The sequence below is a fragment of the Myxococcales bacterium genome, from assembly GCA_016717005.1.
Classification (GTDB): Bacteria; Myxococcota_A; Polyangia; order Haliangiales; family Haliangiaceae; genus UBA2376.
In genome coordinates this window covers 991,709-1,013,477 of record JADJUF010000037.1, presented here as the reverse complement: position 1 = coordinate 1,013,477, position 21,769 = coordinate 991,709, and the positions used below count along the sequence as shown (strand labels likewise).

The window sequence follows — 21,769 nt, the reverse complement described above, 5'->3', positions numbered from 1 at the left end:
TCGCGCGGTTGCCCGGGCAGAGAGAGCCTGACACTACCGCAACGCTCGCCGGGGGGGCAAACCCCCTTGGCAACGAGGCGGTGGGCGCCGGCTTACGCATCTGATCAGTAGACCCCTACCGGGCCTGACACGTTGGACAAGCGTAGGTCGCACGCCCCGCCTGGACCGACTTCCGGATGGGGGTCCGACAGCGCGGGCACGGCTCGCCCGCGCGGCCGTAGACCAGCAAGTACTCGCCGTTGTCGCCGGGCACCCCGTCGGCGCCGATGAAGTCGCGCAGGGTCGTGCCGCCGTTGTCGATCGCGAACTCGAGCACGTCCTTGATCGCGATGCCCAGCGCGTCGGCGTCGGCCGCGGTCAGCGCGCCGGCCGGCCGGGTCGGCGCGATCCGCGCCAGCCACAGCGCTTCGGACGCGTAGATGTTGCCGACGCCCGCCAGCACGCGCTGATCGAGGATGAAGGTCTTGACCGGGGTCGTGCGCCCGAGCGCCGCCTGGGCGAGGTGCTCGAGCGGCAGCCCCTCGGCGATCGGGTCGGGGCCCAGCACCGCCAGCGACGGGTGCTCGCGCTCGCGCCCGCGCTCGACCACCTCGACCAGACCGAACCGCCGCGGGTCGACGAACCGGAGATCGCGGCCGTCGGTCAGCTCGAACACGACGTGGGTGTGCGGCGCCCACGGGGTCGCGCGCTTGGTGGTCGTCAGGTTGCCGCTCATGCCGAGGTGCACCAGCACCGCGTGGCGACCGTCGAGCTCGATCAGCAGGTACTTGCCCAGCCGCCGCACGTCGGTGATGCGCCGGCCGTGGGTCGCGCGCCGCAGCGCCGCCAGCGGCTGCGGCCGCGCCAGCCGCAGCGGCAGCCCGCTCGAGCGCACCCGCGCGATCGCGACCCCGCGCAGGCGCCGCCGCACCAGGCCGCGCCGGACCGACTCGACCTCGGGCAGCTCAGGCATGCGCGGGGGTCGCTCTCACGCGCCGTGCTCCTCGACGACGATGCCGACCTGGGCCGTCGACGGGATCGACCGCGCCAGCGCCGCGAACTCGACCAGGTTGAGCGTCTCGCCGCGGCGGATCCCGTCGATCGTCGTCGCGGCCAGCGCCGCGTCGACCGCGTCGTCGCGGTAGACCGCGCGCAGCGCGTTGCGCAGGGTCTTGCGCCGCTGTCCAAACGCCGCGTGCACGACCGCACGGTAGTGCTCCTCGTCCGGCAGGTCCAGCTTCGGGGCGGCCGTGAAGTCGAGCCGGACCACCGCCGAGTCGACCTTGGGCGCGGGCGTGAACGCGCCGGCCGGCGCCTGCACGACGGCGCGACAGCTCGCGAACGACTGCAGCATCACCGACAGCGCGCCGTAGGTCTTGGTGCCGGGCGGCGCGACGATGCGATCGGCCATCTCCTTCTGCACCATGAACACGCCGCGGGCGACGTGGGCGCGGGCCGCGACGGTGCGGAACATCAGCGGCGCGGCGATGTGGTACGGCAGGTTGCCGCACACGACGATCGGATCGCCGCGCCAGCGCGCGCACGCCGCGAGGTCGTAGCGCAGCGCGTCCCCGGGCTCGATCTGGATGTTGTCGAGGTGCCCCAGCTCGGCCTGCAGCACCGCCACCATGTCGGGGTCGCGCTCGAGCGCGATGACCTTGCCCTCGGGCACGCGCTCGGCCAGGCGCGCGGTCAGGGTGCCGAGGCCGGCGCCGATCTCGACGACCCACTCGTCGTCGGTGCGGACCGTCGCGTCGACGATCGCCCGGAACACGCGCTCGGACGTGAGGAAGTTCTGGCCGAAGTGCTTCTTGGCCCGCAGCCCGTACTTGTCGAGCAGCGCGCCGGCGGTCGGGAAGGCGGGGCCGCCGCGATCAGGGAGCGACATGGACGGCTCGCCGCGGCAGCGGCAGGTTGGCGGTGGCCCCGAGCGTCAGATCGGCGCGCTCGCCGCGGGCCAGGCGGTAGTACCCGGCCGCCGCGATCATCGCGGCGTTGTCGGTGCAGCGCGCCGGCGCCGGCACGTACAGGCGGAAGCCGTCCTCGGCCGCCGCCGCGGCCAGCCCCGCGCGCAACCCGCGGTTGGCCGCCACGCCGCCGCACACCTGCACGTGGGCGAGGCCCTCGCGGCGGGCCAGGCGCCGGGTCTTGCGCACCAGCACCTCGACGATCGCGCCCTGGTAGCTCGCGCACAGGTCGGCGAGCCCCTGGCCCTCGGGCACGCCGTGGGCGCGCACGTGGTGGAGCAGCGCGGTCTTCAGGCCGCTGAACGAGAAGTCGTCGTTGGCGCGGCTGGTCATCGCGCGCGGCATCACGACCGCCCGCGGATCACCGGTCGCCGCCAGGCGATCGACCGCGGCGCCGCCGGGGTAGCCGAGGCCGAGCAGCTTGGCGCCCTTGTCGAAGGCCTCGCCGGCCGCGTCGTCGCGGGTGCGGCCCAGCTCGACGACGACGCCGTGATCGTCGACGCGCACCAGCGAGGTGTGGCCGCCCGAGACGATCAGCGCCAGGTGCGGCAGCGGCGGCGGATCGGGCTCGAGGTAGACCGCCGACAGGTGGCCCTCGAGGTGGTGGACCCCGACCAGCGGCAGCCCGCGCGCCCAGGCCAGCGCCTTGGCGGTCTGGACCGCGACCAGGAGCGCGCCGACCAGGCCCGGGCCGAAGGTGACGGCGACGCCGTCGAGCTGCGCCAGCCCGACCCCGGCGCGCGCGAGCGCCTGGTCGAGCACCGGCACCACGTTGACGACGTGCGCGCGCGACGCCAGCTCGGGCACGACGCCGCCGTAGGGTCCGTGGACGTCGTGCTGCGACGCGACCACGTCCGACAGCGCGCGCGTGCCGTCGGCCACGACCGCCGCCGCGGTCTCGTCGCACGAGCTCTCGAGCCCGAGCACCAGCATCACGCCGTCCTCAGCAGCGCGCGCACCGGCGCGGCGACACGGTCGGCCGCCGCGCGAGTATCGACGTTGCCATCGGGCCCGTGGCCGTCGTGCGGCGACGCGCCCACGTCCGACAGCGCGCGCGGGCCGGCGGCCACGACCGCCGCGGCCTCGTCGCACGAGGGCTCGAGCCCGAGCGCCCGCATCACGCCGTCCTCAGCAGCGCGCGCACCGGCGCGGCGACACGGTCGGCCGCCGCGCGAGTATCGACGTTGCCATCGGGCCCGTGGCCGTCGTGCGGCGACGCGCCCACGTCCGACAGCGCGCGCGGGCCGGCGGCCACGACCGCCGCGGCCTCGTCGCACGAGGGCTCGAGCCCGAGCGCCCGCATCACTTGGTCCCCAGCAGCGCGCGCACCGGAGCGGCGACACGGTCGGCCGCCGCGCGAGTATCGACGTTGCCATCGGGCCCGTGGCCGTCGTGCGGCGACGCGCCCACGTCCGACAGCGCGCGCGGACCGGCGGCCACGACCGCCGCGGCCTCGTCGCACGAGGGCTCGAGCCCGAGCGCCCGCATCACTTGGTCCCCAGCAGCGCACGCGCGGTGTCGGCGGCCTCGCCGGTCGGCTGCAGCTCGAGGAACCGCTCGAACACTGGCCGGGCCTCCGCGTAGCGCCGCGCGCTCCACAAGATCTTGCCCTTGAGCTCCCACGCCGGGGCGTAGGAGTTGTTGGCCTTGATCGCCGCGTCGATCGCCTGCACGGCCAGATCGATGCGGCCGAGGCGGCGCAACGCGTCGGCCCGCACGATGTACGCGCGCGACGTGCGCCGACCGGCGAGCGACGTGTCGGCCAGCTCGAGCGCGCGCGCGTAGTCGCCGTCGTCGAGCGCGGCGCGAGCCCCGGCGAGCGCGGCCTTGTGGTCGATGCCGGCGTCCGGGCCGGGCCCCTCGGCGACCGGCGCGTCCGCGGGTGGGGCCGCGTCGATCGCCCGCGCGTCCGCGGGTGGGGCCGCGTCGGTCGGCACCGGCGGCGCCGCGTCGACGATCTCCGGCGCGCTCACCCGCGCGTCCGACGTGCGGGCGACCGGACCGGCGTCGATCGCCTTCGACCGCGCGCCGCCGCGACCCGCTGTCGTGACCACGAAGGCCAGGATCGCCAGCGCGCCGAGGCCCGTGACGATCGCAGGCCATCGGGGCCCGCGCTGGTTGGGCGGGATCGAGGCGGCCGCGGCGCGTGGGACCGGATCGTCGTCGCCGCGCGGCCGCGCGGCCGCGGGCGGCCCGGCGTCGGACGCCCCGGCGTCGGGCGGCCCAGCGGCGGGCGCCCCGGTGACCGCGGGCGCCCCGGTGACCGCGGGCGGCCCAGCGGCGGGCGGCCCGCCGTCGGGCGACCCGGTGATCGCGGGCGGCCCAGCGGCGGGCGACCCGCCGTCGGGCGACCCGGTGATCGCGGGCTGCTCCCGGGTCTGGCGCTTCGGGCGGATCGTGACGAGCTCGCGCGCCGGATCGGCGTCGACCGTCGCCGGCGGCGCCTCGACCTCGCCGGCGACCTGGGCGACGTCGGCGCCTTGCGACGTGGTCCTGCGAGGCAGATCGTCGTCGGCGTCGATCACCATCGGCGGCGGCAGCGGCGTCGGATCGTCGGCGTAGATCGCCACCGGGATCGGTCCAGAGTCGATCGTCGGCGGGGCCAGGGGCACCGCGAGGGCGGGGCTCGAAGGGGTCTTGAGGCCGAGGATCTCGTCGACGTCGCCGATCCCCATCCCGACCAGGTCCGACTCGTCGATAGCCTTCTCGATCAGGCTCTTGCGGCGCGGCGGCGTGGCCGGCACCGCCGGGTTCTCCTCGACCGTCGCCAGCTGCGCGGCCAGCGTCGGCACCTCCGCGACCGGCGCCACCGGCGCGGCCAGCGACGGCACCTCCGGGCTCTCCGCGACCGGCGCCACGTGCGCGGCCAGCGACGCCACCTCCGCGACCGGCGCCACCGGCGCGGCCAGCGCCGGCGACGGCGACACCTCCGCGACCGGCGCCACCGGCGCGGCCAGCGCCGGCGACGGCGCCACCTCCGCGACCGGCGCCACCGGTGCGGCCAGCGACGGCACCTCCGCGACGGTCGCCAGCTGCGCGGCCAGCGCCGGCGACGGCGCCACCTCCGCGACCGGCGCCACCGGCGCGGCCAGCGACGGCGACGGCGCCACCTCCGCGGCCAGCGGCCAGCGACGGCGCCTCCGCGACGGTCGCCAGCTGCGCGGCCAGCGACGCCGTCGCCGCGGACGCGCCGGTGGGCGCCGCCAGCTCGACGTCGACCGGCGGCGGCGTGAGCGTGACATCGGCGAACGACGCCTCGTCGTCGTCCGGCGGACCCGCGGGCGCGGCGGACACGGGTGCTGGCGACGCCGGGGACGTCAACGCCCGCGCCGGCGTCGACCCGAGCGTCGCCGGTGACGTCGCGGTCCGTGCGGGCGCCGATCCGGGCCGGGCCGGCGACGCTGGCGCCGAACCGCGCGCGCCTGGTGACATCGGGGCCGGCGCGGGTGACGCCACCGGCGCGGGCGGTGACGTCGGCGCGCGCGCCCCCGGAGCAGCCGCGCCCGGTAGCTCGCCGTGGCTGCCCAGCTCGGTCACCGGATCGTTGGCGATGATCAGGTCGCGGTCGGGGCCGGGCGTCTCGTCGAGCACCGACGATGGCACCGTCCACTCGCCGGTGGCGCGCCGCTCCTTGCCCGGCCCGAGCTCGACCAGCAGGCCCTCGAAGAACAGCTTGGCGATGACCTCGAGGCACTCGAGATCGCCGTAGTCGCTCGAGTCGATCACCTCCATCACCGTCCGCCGGCCGTCGAACAGGCGCAGGATCGCGTTGTGCTCGTCGGGGATATCGCCGAGCCGATTGGTCAGCTCGCGCGCGTCGACCTCGAACCGGATGTCGAGGCCCGGGAGCTGCTCGCTGAGGCGCCCCCACTCGTCGAGGCGCCGCATGCCCTCCATCAGCAGCGCCTGCGACGACACGGTGATGACGTCGCGCCGCCGGACGGTGCGAAACACGACCTCGAACTCGCCCTCGTTCCACGTCAGGAGCCGGTAGACCGCGTCCTCGCCTTGCAGGGGCCCGGCCTCGGCGTCGATGACCTTGCCGTCGCGGAAGTAGATCGCCGCCTGCTTGCCGACCTCGCCGGTGAAGTAGATGAGCCCAGCCTTGCGGCTGATCTCGATCGTCTGGATCAGGTCGACGACCGGCATGTCGATGATGCGGCCCGAGAACCTGGTGCGGCCGTCGCGGCGCTCCTCGATGCGCGTGCGCTGGCGCTTCTGGATCAGGATGCGCGCGCGCGCGACGATCTCCTTGATGTAGATCGGCTTGGTCAGGTAGTCGTCGACCCCGAGCTCGAGCCCTTTGATCTTCGACTCGATCTCGGTCTGGGCCGTCAGGAACACGAACGGGATGTCGGCCCACTCCGGATTGGCCTTGAGCCGCTGGCAGAACGCGTAGCCGTCGATCTCGTCGAGCAGGGTCTCCGAGATGACCAGGTCGGGCGGCGACAGCTCGACCTTCTCGAGCGCGTCCTTGCCGTTGACCGCGGTCGTGACGACGAAGCCCGCCTTCTTGAGCGACACCTCGAGCACGCGCAGGCTGCGCGGATCACCGTCGACGAGGAGAAGGGTCTGCTTCGACACGATCGACCGGCGGCATGGTAACCGACCCGACGACGCGTCGCTACCGACCTGGTACCGTCTGGCCATGGCGCGGGTCGTGGTCCCGTTCGGACGCGGCGAGCTGACCGCTGACACCAGCGCGGTGATCACCACGCTAGCGGTGCCTCCGGCGACGCCGCCACCGCCGATCGACGACCTGTGCGCGACCGCGCTGGCCGCCCCGATCGGCGGCCCGACGCTCGAGGCCCGGGCCCGCCGCGGCGATCGGGTGCTCGTCATCGTCAGCGACGCCACCCGGGCCGAGCCGCGCGCCGCGTTCGTCGACGCCCTCCGCGCGCGCCTGCCCGAGGTGCGGCTGACCATCGCGGTCGCGACCGGCACGCACGGGCGCAGCGGCGGCCTCGCGGCGCTCGGGCTCGCGCACCTGCGCGACGTCGACGTCCTCGACCACGACGGCCACGATGACACCGACCTGGTCGTCGTCGGCGCGACCGCGCGCGGCACGCCGGTGGAGGTCCATCGCGCCTGCGTCGAGGCCGACCTGGTGATCGCGACCGGCGTGATCCGCGCGCACTACTTCGCTGGCTTTGGCGCCGGCGCCAAGGCGATCTTCCCGGGCCTGGCCTCGAGCCGGGCCGCGCGCACCAACCATCTGTGGAAGGCCGACGCGCGGGCGCGGGCCGGCGCCGTCGACGACAACCCGTGTCGGCTCGATCTCGAGGAGGCGGCCCGGCTCGCCGTGCCGCGCGCGTTCCTGCTCGACGGCGTCGCCGATCGCCACGATCAGGTGCAGGCCGTGGTCGCCGGGGATCTGGACGCGGCGTTCCGGGTCGGCGCCGCGCTGGCGCGGCCGTGGCTGACCGCGCGCGCCGCGCCGGCCGCGTGCGTGGTGGTGGCCGATCGCGCGCCGGTCACGCGCTCGCTGTATCAGGCCAGCAAGTGCGTCGCCGCGGTCGCGCGCTGGGTCCGGCCGGGCGGCCGCGTGGTCATCGTGGCGCCGTGCGAGGACGGCATCGGTCCCGTCGATGTGGTCAACCGCGGCATCTACGAGCTCGGCCTGCGGCCGCGCCTCCCGCCGGAGCACGAGGTGGTGCTGGTGTCGAGCCTCGACGCTGCGACGGTCGGCCCGAGCTACGCGCGCTGGGCCCCGGACCTGGCGACCGCGGTCGAGGGTGTCGAGGAGTTGCTCGTCGTGCCGCTCGCGAGCAAAGTGATCGCCGATGACCTGGCATGACGACGTCGCGCGGGCGGCCAGTGCGCTCGACGTCGCGGCGGCGGCGCCGCGGCTGGTGCGCTTCGTCGAGCTGTTCGAGCGCTGGAACAGACGCATCAACCTGTCGGCGGCGCGGACCCCGGCCGAGATCACCCAGCACGTGATCGACTCGCTCGCCGTGATCCCGCACGTTCGTGAATGTGATTCAATCGTCGACGTCGGCAGCGGCGGCGGGTTCCCGGGTCTGGTGATTGCGATCGTCCTGGACCGCGCCTCGATCCGGTGCGTCGAGCCACTCCACAAGAAGACCGCGTTCTTGTCATCGGTCGCGCGCGAGCTGGAGCTGTCTCGACTGGAGGTGATGACGCGGCGCGTTGATCCTGCGATCGACCACGACTTCGACGCGGCCACCTCACGCGCAACGTTCGAGATCTCCGAGTGGCTGACACTCGGCGCGACGCTCGTCCGCCAGGGCGGAATCGTCCTCGGGATGGAGGGTCGTGAGCGGGTCGATCTGGGCCCGACCGACAGCCGCCACGCCTACGAGCTGGCCGACCGGCAGCGAGCCGTGATCGTCCGCCGCGTCGGCTGACCAGTTCAGCAGAGGGATCACCTCTCCAACTCAACCCGCCGCTGCCTCGATCAGGCGGCGCCGCGGCGGCTGACCAGGTCAGCAGAGGGATCACCCCGGCGCATCACCCAGCCTTCGAGATCTCCGAGTGGCTGACAGTCGGCGCGACGATCGTTCGCCAGGGCGGGATTGTCCTCGGGATGGAGGGTGGGCCCGACCAACAGCCGCCACGCCTACGAGCTGGCCGACCGGCAGCGAGCCGTGATCGTCCGCCGCGTCGGCTGACCAGTTCAGCAGAGGGATCACCCGGCGCATCACCCAGCCTTCGAGATCTCCGAGTGGCGGACTCTCGGCGCGACGGCCCCCCCCCCGCGCCCCCCGGGGGGCCCGCCCCCGCACTGCGCCTCGGCGCGACGCTCGTCCGCCAGGGCGGGATTGTCCTCGGGATGGAGGGTGGGCCCGACGGACAGCCGCCACGCCTGCGAGCTGGCCGACTGGCAGCGAGCCGTGATCGTCCGCCGCGTCGGCTGACCAGTTCAGCAGAGGGATCACCGGCTCATCCACCAGCCTCGCCCCTCGTGCAGGCTGCGCGGGGCCGGCGAGTCACACCTCCGAGGATGGGGCGATGTAATTGTCGTCGGTGGGGAGGTTCATGAACAGCTGGAACGCCTCCGACGTTCGCCAGCCAGTTGATCAGCGGAGCGAGATCCGATGGGTTGGGTGGTCGTCAAATGCGCCCGTGAACCAGTCGAAGATCGCGCCGAGATCGTCGGGGAAGATGCCGACGCGGGCGCCGGTCTGGACCGCGATCTCGTCCGCGTTCTCGCGTGCGAACTCCAGCGACTCGTCGGGGTGGCGCGAGAGGATGAGCCCCATCATCGCCATACGCTGCTGCACCGCGGCGATCGTCAGGAGCGAGTGGTTCACGGTCCCGAGGCCAGCGCGCCCGACGACGATGACCGCATCGGCGGCCTCGACGGCAACATCGCGCATGCTCACGGCCTCGGAGATCGGGACCATCCAGCCCCCGGCTCCCTCGATGAACAGCGGATCCCCAGCCTGGGTGGCACACCAGTGGACCAGTGCCGGAGCGTCGATCGGTCGTCCCTCGAGCGCGGCCGCGGCCTTGGGGGACCGCGGCGCCTGAAGTGCGCGCCAGATGGTGAGTTCGATCGGGACATCGGACGCGAGTGCCAACCGGGCGGCGTCGCTGGTTTCGGCGTCCCAGCCGGTCTCGATCGGCTTGACCGCCCGGGCGCGCCGCCCAGCGGCTCGAAGGCCGGTGACCAGCGCGGCGGTCACGTGGGTCTTGCCGACGCCGGTGTCGGTGCCGGTCACGAAGTACTTCATCCAAGCACCTCGATGATCGCCGCGCGGGTCGCGCGAGCCATGTGGTCGAGATCGGCGGTCCCGATGCTCAGCGGTGGCATCCAGACGATGACGTCCGAGAGTGGGCGCAAGATCACCCCGTGGGCCCGGGCCCGGTCACACACGGCCGTACCTACGAACTGTTCGAAGGGTAGGGGCTCCCCGTTGGGCCGACGGAGCTCGATGCCTGCCATCAGGCCCACCTGGCGGACCTGGTGCACGACGGGGATCTCGGCGAGGTTCGCGAGGAGCGCGGCCATGTGGGCGGTCGCGGTTTGGACGCTGGCCAAGACAGTGGGATCCGCGAGCAGGTCGAGGTTCGCGAGGGCCGCCGCACACGCGATCGGATTGCCGGTGTAGGTGTGGCCGTGGAAGAAGGTCGTCAAGTCCTGCCGGGGGGCGACGAAGGCCTGGTAGATCCGCTCGGTGCTCAGGGTCGCGGCGAGCGGCAGGGTCCCGCCGGTCAGGCCCTTGGCGACGCACATCAGGTCGGGTCGAACCCGCTCCTGCTCGCAGGCGAACACGGTCCCGGTGCGGCCGAAGCCGGTCGCGACCTCGTCGACGATCAGGAGGACATCGTGGGCGTGGCACAGGTCCGCGACCGCCGCCAGGTAGCCGGGCGGGTGGACAAGCATGCCCGCCGCGCCCTGGATCAGGGGCTCGATCACCAGCGCCGCGATCTCGTCGGCCCGCCGGTCTAGCAGTTCGCGGAGCGCCGGCAGGGCGATGGCGGGCTCGAGTGCGGGGGTCGGCACCTTGATCCCGGCGACGACCAGCGGCCCGAAGATCCGGTGGAATAGGCCCATGCCTCCAACCCCGACCGCTCCGAGGGTGTCGCCGTGATAGGACTCGGCCAGGTGGATGAAGCGCTGCTTGCTCGGCCGCCCCATCAACGCCCAGTACTGGAACGCTTGCTTGAGCGCGATCTCGACCGCGGTTGAGCCCGAGTCGGAGTAGAAGACCCGGGTCAGACCCTCGGGAGCAAGTGCCACCAGCCGCTCGGCCAGCTGGATGGCCGGCGGGTGGGTCAGGCCGAGCAACGTGGAGTGATCGAGCCGCGCTGCTTGCTCAGCGATCGCACGCGCGATCGACGGTACGCCGTGGCCGTGGGTCGTCACCCAGAGGGAGCTCACGCCGTCGAGGTACCGCCGACCATCCGTGTCGATCAGGTAGTTCCCTTCCGCTCGATCGATCACCAGGGGCGTACCCGCGCACCACTCGGCCGCCTGCGTGAAGGGGTGCCAGAGGACCTGCTTGTCTCGCTCGGACCAGCTCACGCGCACCTTATATATAGGAGAGGCTCCGCGCGCCACCTTCGGCCCCATCGTCCCCGCCACGCTCGCCGGCCCCGGCGTTCCACGTGGAACATCGACCACTTCGTCCCAATGTTCCACGTGCAACATCGCCAGCGCCGCCCGCCGGATGTTCCACGTGGAACATCGACAACCCCATCGCCGCATTCGCCAACCCCGACACCCCATGTTCCACGTGGAACATCGCCAACCCCGACGCCCTCATGTTCCACGTGGAACACCGCCGGCGACCCGAACCGGAGCCCGAACCGGAACCGGATCCGGAACCGGAGCCGGATCCGGAACCGGAGCCAGAACCCGGAGCCAGGAGCCGGAGCCAGAACCCGAACCCGGAGCCCGAGCCCGAGCCCGAGCCCGAACCGGAGCCCGAGCCCGAGCCCGAGCCAGAACCAGAACCGGAGCCCGAGCCCGAGCCAGAGCCAGAACCCGAGCCCGAGCCCGAGCCAGAACCAGAACCGGGGCGAGCCCGAGCCAGAACCAGAACCGCAGCCCGAGCCCGAGCCAGAACCAGAACCGGGGCCCGAGCCAGAGCCAGAACCAGAACCAGAACCGGAGCCCGAGCCCGAGCCAGAGCCAGAACCGGGGCCCGAGCCCGAGCCGGAACCGGAGCCGGAGCCCGAGCCGGAGCCCGAGCCGGAGCCCGAGCCGCCGCCGGTTCGGAACCCACCGAAGCCGGGGCCGGAACCGGAACCGAAGCCAGGTCCGGAACCGGAACCGAAGCCAGGTCCGAAACCGAAGCCAGGTCCGAACCGCCAGATCTGGAACCGGAACCGAAGCCAGGTCCGAAACCGAAGCCAGGTCCGAACCGCCAGATCTGGAACCGGAACCGAAGCCAGGTCCGGAACCGGCCCGGAGTCATCCGGGCTCGGTCAACCGGCTGGTCATCGCTTCCCCGAGGCGCCAGGTGGCGCACCCATGGGCCGCGCGCAGTTCCGCAGCGCGCTCGCGCACGCCACGGATAACACCACGGCTCGCTCGAGCACACCGCACGCGATCTCGCCAGCGCGAGGCATGTTTGAGCACGGCCCATGGGGTGCGCCACCGCCTGCGCCTCGGCGACCACTATGTCCGGGCTTCGCGTCCGAGGCTGGCAGTCCGCCGGGGCAGGCAGTCGGTAACTGTGGCCCCGAACCGGACCCGGGATCCGGCCCCGGAGGACCGGAACAGCCTCAGACCCCGAGATCGTCAAGCGCGCGGCTGAGCGCCGCGACCTGCTCGGCCGAATGTGCGGCCGACAGGGTGATCCGCAGCCGGGCGGTGCCCTCGGCCACTGTCGGCGGTCGGATGGCCGGCACCCAGAAGCCGAGCTCCTCAAGTCGCGCGGAGGCTGCGGTGGCTGCGCGGTCCGAGCCGAGAATCACCGGCACGATGGCGGCCGCGCTGCCCGACTCCATCCGCCGTCCGAGCCCGACCCGCAGCGTCTGAAGACGGGCGCGGCGCTCGTCCCCATCCCCCCCTGCAGCGATCGCAACCCCGGCCAGCGCGGCCGCCTGCGTCCCGATCGTCATCCCAGTCGAGAACACCAGCGTGCGGGCGCGGTTCCAGAGCAAGTCGGCGAGCGCCGCGGGTCCGGCGACGAACGCGCCCGCGGCGCCGACGGACTTGCCGAGCGTCCCCACCACGATGTCGGCGCCCGCGGCGGCGCCGAGCCCCGCGCCACCTGGACCGACGACCCCGAGCGCGTGGGCGTCGTCCACGATCACCACGGCGCCGGCGGCGTGCGCCAGGGTCACCAGCGGCTCGAGCGGCGCGAGGTCGCCATCCATCGAGAAGATGCTCTCGGTCACGACGAAGCGGCGCCGCCCCGGCGTCGTCCGCAGGCGCCGCGCGAGATCGTCGAGGTCCGCGTGGCGGTAGATCTCGATCGTCGCCCGCGCCAGCCGGCAGCCATCGATCAGGCTCGCGTGGTTGCGCTCATCCGAGAATATCACATCTCCCGAATTAGCTACACAAGGAAGTAATCCCGTGTTGGCCGAGTATCCCGAGTTAAACAATCGAGCCGAGGGCCGGCCGACCCAGGCCGCGAGCGCGCGCTCGAGCTCCGCCGTGACCACGGTGTGCCCGGAGATCAAGCGCGACGCGCCGGCGCCGGTCCCGAGCTCGCGCTCCGCCGCCGCGGCCGCCGTCGCCAGCCGCGGATCGAGCGCGAGGCCCAGGTAGTCGTTGGCGGCGAAGTTGACCAGCGTCCGCCCGTCGACGACCACCTCGGCGCCGCGCCGCGCCTCCACCGTGCGCGCGATCCGAAGCCGGCCGTGCGCGGCCAGCGCCGCGAGTTCGTCCTCGATGAAACCCAGGCTCGACACCGCGGCACTATAGCGGCGATCGCTCACGGCGCCGGCGTCATGACCAGCTCGCGGCCCCGGCACCCGACCTCGACGCGACCCGCGGCCTGGGTGACGACCACCGCCGCGCCGTCGCACGTGACCGCGACCGCGCCCGGGAACGTCCGCCGTGGCGCGGCCAGCACGTGCACGCCGGCGCCGGCGCGATCGAGGCGCACGGTCAGCCGCCGCGGCGCCGGGTCGTAGCTGACCTCGACGAGATCACCGTCGACCGCCACCGGGTACGCGCGCGCCAGCAGGTCGGCGCGATCGGCCCGGAGCGCGCCGCGGGCCGCGCCGCTCGCGTCGTACAGGCCCCAGCCGCCCTGCGACCACTCCTCGTAGAGCCAGTACGCCCACGACGCCCGCTGGGCGTCGAACGCCACCATCGCCGCGGCGACGTAGCGCCCGCCGCGCGCCGAGGCGTCGTGGCCGAACTCGCCCACGTACAGCGCCGCCCCGTGGGCCGTCGCCTCGGCCCGGGTCGCGGCGACGCTGGCGTCGAGCTTGGGCACGTCCTCGGCCGCCCACCCGTCCTCGAACACGTCGACGTAGACGTGCGGGCCGTAGATCGCGTTGTCGACCTCGATCGCCGGGCTGGCCTGATCGCTGTCGGTCAGGTTGCGCAGCGCCGCCGGCTCGAACACCACGGCCAGCCCGGGCGCGACCGCGCGCGCCGCCGCCGCGACGTGCCGGTGGAAGTCGATCAGCCGCTGATCGTCGAAGAAGATGTACGGCTCGTTGAACAGCTCGAGCCCGACGATGCCGGGCTGCTGGTCGATGCGCGCGGCGACGTACGCCACCGCCTGCGCGAACCGATCCCAGCCGCCGCTGGTGTCGTGGAAGAAGTCCGTGAACGCCATCGTCACCTGCGCGCTCATCCGGCGCGCGTCGAGATCGGTCAGCGGCCCCTCGAGCAGCTGGGTCGGCGGCGGCGTGATCGCCCACAGCGGCGCGCCGTCCTCGCCGATCTCCTTCGAGAACCCGTCCTGGTGGAAGTCGACGATCGTCTTGACGCCGTGGCGATCACACGCCGCCGCGAGCGCCAGGATCCGGTCGACGTACGCCGGCTGGAACTGATCGTCGGCGGGCTCGAGCGCGCTCCAGTTGATCGGCAGCCGCAGGTGATCGAAGCCCAGGTCCTCGCCCAGGAACCGGCAGTCGTCCTCGCCGAACGGCGGGATGTCCTCGAGCGCGACCCGCCCGTCATCGAACGTCACGTCGAACACGCCCTCGACCCGCGCGTTGACCCCGCGCAGGAGCACCTCGCGCCCGTCGCGGTCGCGGAGCCGACCGTCGACCGCGCGCAACGCCGACGGCGGCGCCGACGGATCGCCACAGCCCAGGCTCGCGCCGAGCGTCGCCGCGATCAGCCCCACGCGCATCCACGAACCGAGGGAGCACCGCATCGGTAGATCCTTCCTTGCGCCCGCAGGTTCGGGGACCAGGACCCCGCGCACGCCGTGCCCGCGGAGCTCCCGGGCACGGGCAAGCGGCGGGGCCTGCACCCGCTGGAGCACCGCCGCGCGCCGACGCTCGTCTTCGGGCCGGTCGGAGTCGTAACGGCGCACCATGCCCCGAACCTACCCAACTCGCGGCCGCCGCGAATCCCCCACGCCTTACTTGCCGATACAGAAGCGCGCGAACAGCCGATCGAGCACGTCCTCGCCGATGCCCTCGCCGCCCAGCGCCGCCAGGGCCGCCAGGCCGGTCCGCGCCTCGACCGCCACCAGCTCGAGCGGCCGCAGCCCGGCGAGCAAGCCCGCCGCCGCCGTCAGCGCGCGCTCGGCCTCAGCCGCCGCGGCGCGCTGTCGCTCGGTCAGGAGCACGGCGCTGCCGGCCTCGACGTCGTCGGCCAGGCCGGCCCGCGCGACGATCTCCGCGCGCAGCTCGGCCAGCCCCGCGCCGGTCACGGCCGAGGTCACCAGCCAGCCCGGCTCGGCCGCGCCGCCCAGGTCGGCCTTGGTGGCCACGCCCAGCGCCCGCGGCCCCAGCGCCCGCGGCGCCTCGCCCGGTCCGCAGAGCTCGAGCACGACGTCACACTCGTCGGCCCGGGCCCGCCCCAGCGCGATGCCGCGCTCCTCCAGGCCGGCGGCGTCCGCGCGCCAGCCCGCCGTGTCGATCAGCGTGATCGCGACGCCGTCCCACACGACCGCGACCTCGACGTAGTCGCGCGTGGTCCCGGCCTCGGGCGACACCAGCGCGCGCTCGCGGCCGACCAGCGCGTTGAGCAGCGCGGACTTGCCGACGTTGACCGCGCCGACGATCGCCACCCGGAGCCCGTCGATCGCCACGCGCCCGACGCCGAAGCTCGCGACCAGGCGCGCCGCCGCCGCCGCGCTCGCCGCCAGCCCCGCGCCCAGGCGGTCCCGCGCCAGCGCCGGCAGGTCCTCTTCCGGAAAGTCGATGTGGGCCTCGAGCTCGGCCACGAGGTCGGCGACCGCCGCGCGGGCCTGCGCCACCGCGGCGCCCAGCTGCCCGCCCAGGTGCGCCTGCGCCAGCGCCCAGGCGCGCTCGGTCCGGGCCTCGACCACCGCCAGCATCGCCTCGGCCTCGACCACGGTCAGCTTGCCGGCCGCGAGCGCCCGCCGGGTCAGCTCGCCCGGCTCGGCGATCCGCGCGCCCGCCGCCACCGCCGCCGCCAGCACCCGCCCGAGGTTGACCGGCCCGCCGTGCACCTGCAGCTCGACGACGTCGTCGCCGGTGAAGGTCCGCGGTCCGCGCATCGCGACGACCAGGCCGTCGTCGAGCCGGCGCCCGCGCGCGTCCCGCACCACCGCCCGCACCAGCAGGCGATCCGGCAGCCCCGACGCCGCGCGCCCGGTCAGCGCGGTCGCGATCGCGATCGCCGCGGGCCCGCTGACCCGCACGATCCCGACGCCGGCCGGGCCGGTGGCGGTCGCGATCCCGGCGATCGTGTCGACCGCGATCGCCGCGGCGCCGCCCGCGCCCACGCTACTGCGCGTCGACGCTGTCGAGGCCGTCGGGCACGACCAGGATGTGCCGGTCGTCGCCCTCGCCCTCGGACCGGCTGCTGACGCCGTCGATCCCGGCGAGCGCCATGTGGACGATGCGGCGATCGTGCGCCGACATCGGCGAGAGGTCGACGATGGCCTTGCTCGCGAGGGCCTTCTCGGCCATCCGCGCCGCCAGCGCCTCGAGCCGCTGCACGTGCTTGTCCCGGTAGCCGCCGGCGTCGACGATGATCGGCTTGCCCTTCTCGCCCGAGCGCTCGCGGTAGACGACCTTGCTGACCAGGTGCTGGAGCGCGTCCACCACCTGGCCCTTGCGGCCGATCACGACCTCGGGATCCGAGGTCTGGATGTCGAGGACGATCTTCTCGTCGGACTCGTTGACGTCGATGTCGGCGGTGATGCCCATGCGATCGAGCACGCCCATGAGGAAGTCACAGGCGCGTTCGGCGACATCGGTGGAGTTCATGGTTTCGGTCACGGCTGCCTCACTGGAAGTGCCGGCGATCGATCGCCAGCGAGAACGTTAGCGGCGCTTGCCCCGCCGCTTGCCCCGCCGCTCACCCTGCCCGGCGCGCGCGGCCGGCCTGTCCGCGGCCTTGGACTTGGCGGGCGCCTCGGCGCTGTCGTCGCCGCCGTCGTCGCCGTCGCCATCGTCACCGTCGTCGTCACCGTCGTCGCCGTCGACCAGCTCGGCCTTGACCGACGCCTCGCGCTTGGGCTCGCCCTTCGCGGCGCCCTTGCCGTCGTCGCCGGCGTCGTCCTTGGCGACCGCGGCCTTCGGCGGCGGCGGCGTGGTCCGCTTCATGTAGAGCGTGTGCAGGACGCCGAGGATGGTGTTGGTCGTGATGTAGACCGTCAGGCCGGCCGGGAACCACAGGCCCATGACGCCGAACATCAGCGGCATGCCGTACATCAGCATCTTCTGCTGGGCCGAGTCGCCGGTCATCGGCTGCAGCTTCGACTGCAGGAACATCAGGCCCATCAGCGACACCGGCAGGATGTAGTACGGGTCGCGGAGCGTCAGATCCTCGAGCCAGCCGGGGATGAACACCGCCTGGTGCAGCTCGCCGGCGTGCGACAGCATCCGGTAGAGCCCCATCCAGATCGGCATCTGCAAGAGCATCGGCAGGCATCCCGACAGCGGGTTGACGCCGTGGCGCTTGAACAGCTCCATCTGCGCCTGCTGCTGCTTCTGGCGATCGTCGCCGTACTTCTTCTGCAGCGCCTCCATCTCGGGCTTGAGCGCCGCCATCGCCTTCATCGACCGCATGGACTTGGTGGTCCAGTACAGCGTCGCGAGCTTGACCAGCACCGTCAGCAGGATGATCGCGATGCCCCAGTTGCCGACCATCGCGAAGATGTGCCGCAGGAGCCACAGCATCGGCCGGGCGATGAAGCCGAACCAGCCGTAGCTGACCGTGTCCTTGAACCCGGTCTTGTACCCGGCGACCGAGTCGGCGTGCTCGAACAGGTCGAGGTACGTCGGGCCGAAGTACGCGAACAGCTCCTTGCGGACGGTCTCGCCGGCCGGGATCTTGGCCTCGGCGTAGACCAGATCGATCTGGACGCCGTCCTTCACGCCGGCCAGCGGGTAGACGTTGCAGTCGAACACGTCGGCGTTGGTCGAGCGCGGCGACACGCCGAACAGGAAGTACGGGGTCGCGGCGCCGAAGAACCGGACCTGGCCCGAGCGCGTGAACGGCGCGGTCGCGACCTTGGCCGGGCTGACCGACTTGACGCTGCCGCCGATGTCGCACTTGCCCCACGGGCGCTTGTGCCACTTGCGCTGCCCCTCGACCTCGGGCGTCACGCCGAACATCGAGACCGCGAGCCGCTGGGTCGCGGCGTTCGCGACCTTGACGTCGATCGTGGTCTTGACCATCCAGTCGTCGGGCAGGAGCTCGAACTCCTTGCTCATCGTCAGCCCGTCGCGCGCGAAGCTGTAGCGGATCTTGGTGTCAGACAGCCGCTCGCCGGTCCAGACCGCGCGCGGCGACAGCTGGTAGGTCGAGCTCACGAACGAGGTCGACAGGAACCCGACGCCCGGCATGTTGGGCGGCGCGACGAACAGATCGTCGTCGATCCGGCCGCCCTTCATCGGGTCGTCGATCCGGTGGACCCGCGTGATCGTGCCGCCCAGGTTCGAGAACGTGAGCCGCATCCGCGGGCTCGAGAGCTCGATGGTCTCCTCGGGCGCGGTCGGCTCGGTCGGCGCCTCGATCGCGGGCGGGGCCGTGGGCGCCGCGCTGCCGCTGCCGCTGCCAGCCGTCGGCGCCGTGGGCGCCGCGCTGCCGCTGCCGCCCGACCAGGTCGGGCTCTGCACCGTCGCCGGTGTCTCGACCGCCGTCGCGACCGGCTTCTTGGCCGGCTTGGCGGGCGGGAACAGGAACTGCCAGCCGAGGAAGATCGCGCCGGCGATCACCACGAACAGGACGATGCGCTTGCCTTGGTCTTCCATCAGTGTTGTCCCTGCTGCGGTTCCGCAGCCGCCAGTGCCGGGCCGTGCGCGCCGTGGGCGCAGCCGGCACCGTCGACCGGGTCGTATCCACCCCGACACAGCGGGTTGCAGCGGGCGATCCGCCACAGCGCCTTGCCGAGCCCGACGATCGGGCCGCGCCGGACGATGGCCTCGGCCGCGTACTCCGAGCACGTCGGCAGGAACCGACACGTCGGCGCCCGCTTGAGCCCGGACAGGTACCGCCGGTAAAACCGGATCGGCGCGAGCAACAGCCAGGTCAGCACGTCGAGATCTTCTCGACCAACCGACGCAGATCGGCGGCCATCGCCGCCGATGTCATCGTCGCTGCCGGTCCCTTGGCGATCAGCACCACGTCGACGCCGGCCGGCGCCCACTCGTGACGCCGCAACCAGTCGCGCGCGCGGCGCCTGATCTTGTTGCGTGTCACCGCGTTGCCGATTCGCTTGGTCACTGTGAAGCCGATGCGCCCGGTAGGTTGACTCGCGGACGTGCGCGCCACCAGGGCCAGAAACGCGGTGCTGTGGATCTTGCGCCCACGCGCCTGCACCGCCAGGAACTCCGGGCGGCGGCGGAGCCGCATCGCCTTGGAGATCGCGTGCGGCCGGCTGCTGGTGCGCTCGGCCATGCGGCCAGCTACTTCTTGGCGGCGGTCACCGAGATGCGCTTGCGGCCCTTGGCGCGACGACGACGGAGGACCTCGCGGCCGCCGCGGGTCTTCTTGCGAGCGCGGAACCCGTGGGTGCGCTTGCGGCTCTTGTTGTGTGGCTGGTACGTGTGCTTCGACATCTCGTGGCTCCGGTCAGTGCGGAACGCGGATCGATACCCAAGGAGTTCCAGGGTGTCAAGCCGCCATCGGTAGGATCCGAGTCAGATGCCGCGCCCCTGACCTGGTGGCACGGCGGCGCGGCACCATGCCACAGGTGGGAGCGCGGCGCTCATCTTTCGCAGGATCGGCGGCCAATTCCACGGTTATCCACAAGTCCAGCCGCGATCGTGCGGGAGTGGTCGTCCGGAGTGGATGTGAGATCGAAGGGTTCCAATTCCTTCACCTTTCGGCCTTGCACGGCCGATTGACGGTTTGCTACAGAATCTCGGCGAACGCGTCACCGGACCGTCGCCGTTGCGCCCGGCTCACTGCTCACCGAAGCAGGAACTGAGCGAGAGAGCCGGGAGGGGCCTGCCTTGCCTTCCGGCTGTGGATAACTCGTGTCTTGCATGCGGATTCACCGGGAGCCGATTTTACACATGCGTCTGTTTTCGTTCGGTAAAGCTACGTGTTCCCTCTCCGCGCCGTCCGCCCTGTGGATAACTTCCTCGGCGCCGATCTGGGCCCGGCCAGGAGCGTGCGCGTGACCCAACCTCGCGCCATCCAGCCGCTCCACGAGCTGTGGGAGTCCGCCCTGGGCCGACTCTCGTCCAAGGTCTCGCCCCAGAACTTCGACATGTGGCTGCGGCCGATCGAGTTCGTGAGCGACGACGCCGGCACGCTGCAGCTGCGCGCCCCGAACTCCTACGTCCGGCTGTGGTTCGAGTCCAACTACCTCGAGTCGATCGTCGACGAGATCCGCACGGTCTCCGGCGTGCCGATCCGGGTCGAGTTCACCTCCGACCAGTCGGCCCCGAAGCCGCCGGTCGTGGCGGCGCCGCCCGAGGACGCGCCGGTCCCCGCCCCGGCCCCACCCCGGCCGGTCGAGGTCGACTCCCTGCGCTCGGCGACGCTGAACCCGCGCTACAGCTTCGACACCTTCGTCGCCGGCCCGTCGAACCAGCTCGCGTTCGCCGCGTCCCAGGCGGCCGCGAGCGCGTACCCGCCCAAGTACAACCCGGTGTTCATCTGCGGCGGCGTCGGGCTCGGCAAGACCCACCTGCTCCACGCCATCGGCCACACCCAGCTCCAGCTGCGCCCCGACGCGCGCATCGCGTACATCTCGAGCGAGCGGTTCATGAACGAGTACGTCAACGCGATCCGCGGCGGCAAGATGCAGGAGTTCCGCACGCGCTACCGCGAGGGCGTCGACGTGCTGCTGGTCGACGACGTCCAGTTCCTCGCCGGCAAGGACGGCACCCAGGACGAGTTCTTCCACACGTTCAACGCGCTGCACGACAACCACAAGCAGATCGTCCTCACCGCCGACCGCAAGCCGCACGAGATCGCCGACATCGCCGATCGCCTGCGCACCCGGTTCGCCTGGGGCCTGCTCGCCGACATCGAGCCGCCCGAGCTCGAGGTCCGCATCGCGATCCTGCGCAAGAAGGCCGCGGTCGAGGCCATCCCGCTGCCCGACGACGTCGCCATGTTCATCGCCACCTCGATCAAGTCCAACGTGCGCGAGCTCGAGGGCGCGCTGATCCGCCTGGCGGCGTACGCGTCGCTGTCGCGGCGCGAGATCGACCTGCCCTTCGCCCACGAGACGCTCGGAGGCGCGCTAGCCCGGCCGCGCGAGCACATCACGGTCGAGACCGTCATCAAGGCCGTGGCGGGCTACTACGGCGTCAAGGGCAGCGATCTGAAGAGCCCCCGCCGCCACCGCTCGATCGCCGGCCCCCGCGCCGTGGCGATGTACCTGGCGCGCCAGCACACCAAGGACAGCTACCCCGACCTCGGGCGCGCGTTCGGCGGCAAGCACCACACCACGATCATCTCGGCCGTCGAGAAGATCAGCGCGCGCCTACCCGATGATCCGGGGCTCCGCGGCGAGGTCCACGCGATCGAGGCCACCCTCCTGCGCTAGCGCGGACCACCACCGTCGGACCGCCGTGGTACACGGAGGGCCCTGTGGAGAACCCTGAGGATCGCACACCATCGTAGCTGTGTAGAAACGTGTGACTAGATCTTACCCACAGCCAGACCGACCGGACCCCGGCGCCTAGATCGCCCCTCGCTCCACACTGCACGCGCCGCCATCTCTCAACGATCCCGCTACGCTTCGGCGCAATCCACACCGTCCACAGCCCCTACTGATCCTACTTCTGCCTTTCTGATCTTGATCTTCTGATCCAAGAACCAGAGCGCTCGATCG

General features: G+C 72.7%; 20 protein-coding genes and 1 pseudogene. 3 read left to right on the top strand and 18 right to left on the bottom strand.

Annotation, left to right across the window (positions count from 1 at the left end; all coding sequences use genetic code 11):
• Positions 1 to 115: 115 nt before the first annotated feature.
• The 8 genes and pseudogenes from mutM to IPL61_28005 form a co-directional block, all read right to left on the bottom strand.
• Complete coding sequence (mutM, locus tag IPL61_28040) at positions 116 to 952, bottom strand: bifunctional DNA-formamidopyrimidine glycosylase/DNA-(apurinic or apyrimidinic site) lyase (GenBank protein ID MBK9035071.1); 837 nt, start codon at positions 950 to 952, stop codon at positions 116 to 118.
• Between the two features lie 15 nt (positions 953 to 967).
• Positions 968 to 1,867 carry a ribosomal RNA small subunit methyltransferase A gene (gene rsmA, locus IPL61_28035; protein ID MBK9035070.1) on the bottom strand — a complete coding sequence of 300 codons (900 nt, stop codon included), beginning with the start codon at positions 1,865 to 1,867 and terminating at the stop codon, positions 968 to 970.
• Complete coding sequence (gene tsaD, locus IPL61_28030; GenBank protein ID MBK9035069.1) at positions 1,854 to 2,882, bottom strand: tRNA (adenosine(37)-N6)-threonylcarbamoyltransferase complex transferase subunit TsaD; 1,029 nt, start codon at positions 2,880 to 2,882, stop codon at positions 1,854 to 1,856. Before tsaD ends, rsmA begins: the two co-directional genes overlap by 14 nt.
• Positions 2,879 to 3,064, bottom strand: coding sequence for a hypothetical protein (locus IPL61_28025; protein MBK9035068.1), 186 nt, complete (start codon positions 3,062 to 3,064; stop codon positions 2,879 to 2,881). Before IPL61_28025 ends, tsaD begins: the two co-directional genes overlap by 4 nt.
• On the bottom strand, positions 3,064 to 3,249 hold the full coding sequence (locus IPL61_28020; protein ID MBK9035067.1) for a hypothetical protein: 186 nt from the start codon (positions 3,247 to 3,249) through the stop codon (positions 3,064 to 3,066). Before IPL61_28020 ends, IPL61_28025 begins: the two co-directional genes overlap by 1 nt.
• The gene (locus IPL61_28015) at positions 3,249 to 3,434 is read right to left on the bottom strand and encodes a hypothetical protein (GenBank protein ID MBK9035066.1); all 186 of its coding nucleotides are present in this window, start codon (positions 3,432 to 3,434) and stop codon (positions 3,249 to 3,251) included. The genes IPL61_28020 and IPL61_28015 overlap by 1 nt, the downstream gene beginning before the upstream one ends.
• Complete coding sequence (locus IPL61_28010) at positions 3,434 to 5,056, bottom strand: tetratricopeptide repeat protein (GenBank protein MBK9035065.1); 1,623 nt, start codon at positions 5,054 to 5,056, stop codon at positions 3,434 to 3,436. Before IPL61_28010 ends, IPL61_28015 begins: the two co-directional genes overlap by 1 nt.
• A 757-nt stretch (positions 5,057 to 5,813) precedes the next feature.
• Positions 5,814 to 6,095: pseudogene (locus tag IPL61_28005) on the bottom strand (DUF4388 domain-containing protein).
• A 499-nt stretch (positions 6,096 to 6,594) separates the two neighbouring features.
• Between IPL61_28005 and IPL61_28000 the strand changes: the two are divergent.
• Together IPL61_28000 and rsmG are read left to right on the top strand one after the other, a co-directional pair.
• On the top strand, positions 6,595 to 7,743 hold the full coding sequence (locus tag IPL61_28000; GenBank protein ID MBK9035064.1) for a DUF2088 domain-containing protein: 1,149 nt from the start codon (positions 6,595 to 6,597) through the stop codon (positions 7,741 to 7,743).
• Positions 7,730 to 8,314, top strand: coding sequence for a 16S rRNA (guanine(527)-N(7))-methyltransferase RsmG (gene rsmG / locus IPL61_27995; protein ID MBK9035063.1), 585 nt, complete (start codon positions 7,730 to 7,732; stop codon positions 8,312 to 8,314). The genes IPL61_28000 and rsmG overlap by 14 nt, the downstream gene beginning before the upstream one ends.
• 672 nt (positions 8,315 to 8,986) lie before the next feature.
• Here the strand turns inward: rsmG and bioD are convergent.
• From bioD to rpmH, 10 genes are all read right to left on the bottom strand, one after another.
• Positions 8,987 to 9,643, bottom strand: coding sequence for a dethiobiotin synthase (gene bioD / locus IPL61_27990; GenBank protein MBK9035062.1), 657 nt, complete (start codon positions 9,641 to 9,643; stop codon positions 8,987 to 8,989).
• Positions 9,640 to 10,986, bottom strand: coding sequence for an adenosylmethionine--8-amino-7-oxononanoate transaminase (gene bioA / locus IPL61_27985; protein ID MBK9035061.1), 1,347 nt, complete (start codon positions 10,984 to 10,986; stop codon positions 9,640 to 9,642). Before bioA ends, bioD begins: the two co-directional genes overlap by 4 nt.
• A 1,157-nt stretch (positions 10,987 to 12,143) precedes the next feature.
• A complete protein-coding gene (locus IPL61_27980) occupies positions 12,144 to 13,277 on the bottom strand; it encodes an 8-amino-7-oxononanoate synthase (protein MBK9035060.1) in 1,134 nt (377 codons plus the stop codon).
• Between the two features lie 23 nt (positions 13,278 to 13,300).
• Positions 13,301 to 14,704: a cellulase family glycosylhydrolase gene (locus tag IPL61_27975; GenBank protein MBK9035059.1), complete on the bottom strand. Its 1,404-nt coding sequence runs from the start codon at positions 14,702 to 14,704 to the stop codon at positions 13,301 to 13,303.
• 210 nt (positions 14,705 to 14,914) lie between these two features.
• Positions 14,915 to 16,249: a 50S ribosome-binding GTPase gene (locus tag IPL61_27970; GenBank protein ID MBK9035058.1), complete on the bottom strand. Its 1,335-nt coding sequence runs from the start codon at positions 16,247 to 16,249 to the stop codon at positions 14,915 to 14,917.
• 1 nt (position 16,250) lies between these two features.
• Complete coding sequence (locus tag IPL61_27965) at positions 16,251 to 16,736, bottom strand: KH domain-containing protein (GenBank protein MBK9035057.1); 486 nt, start codon at positions 16,734 to 16,736, stop codon at positions 16,251 to 16,253.
• 57 nt (positions 16,737 to 16,793) lie between these two features.
• Positions 16,794 to 18,728 (bottom strand): membrane protein insertase YidC, encoded by a 1,935-nt coding sequence (gene yidC, locus IPL61_27960; protein ID MBK9035056.1) that lies wholly within the window; start codon positions 18,726 to 18,728, stop codon positions 16,794 to 16,796.
• Positions 18,728 to 19,009, bottom strand: a complete 282-nt coding sequence (yidD, locus tag IPL61_27955; GenBank protein MBK9035055.1) for a membrane protein insertion efficiency factor YidD — start codon at positions 19,007 to 19,009, stop codon at positions 18,728 to 18,730. Before yidD ends, yidC begins: the two co-directional genes overlap by 1 nt.
• On the bottom strand, positions 19,006 to 19,374 hold the full coding sequence (gene rnpA / locus IPL61_27950; protein MBK9035054.1) for a ribonuclease P protein component: 369 nt from the start codon (positions 19,372 to 19,374) through the stop codon (positions 19,006 to 19,008). The genes yidD and rnpA overlap by 4 nt, the downstream gene beginning before the upstream one ends.
• Positions 19,375 to 19,382: 8 nt before the next feature.
• Entirely contained in the window at positions 19,383 to 19,535 is a 153-nt protein-coding gene (gene rpmH / locus IPL61_27945; GenBank protein MBK9035053.1) for a 50S ribosomal protein L34, read from the bottom strand.
• 581 nt (positions 19,536 to 20,116) lie between these two features.
• Between rpmH and dnaA the strand changes: the two genes are divergently transcribed.
• The gene (dnaA, locus tag IPL61_27940) at positions 20,117 to 21,481 is read left to right on the top strand and encodes a chromosomal replication initiator protein DnaA (GenBank protein MBK9035052.1); all 1,365 of its coding nucleotides are present in this window, start codon (positions 20,117 to 20,119) and stop codon (positions 21,479 to 21,481) included.
• The last annotated feature ends 288 nt before the right edge of the window (positions 21,482 to 21,769 follow it).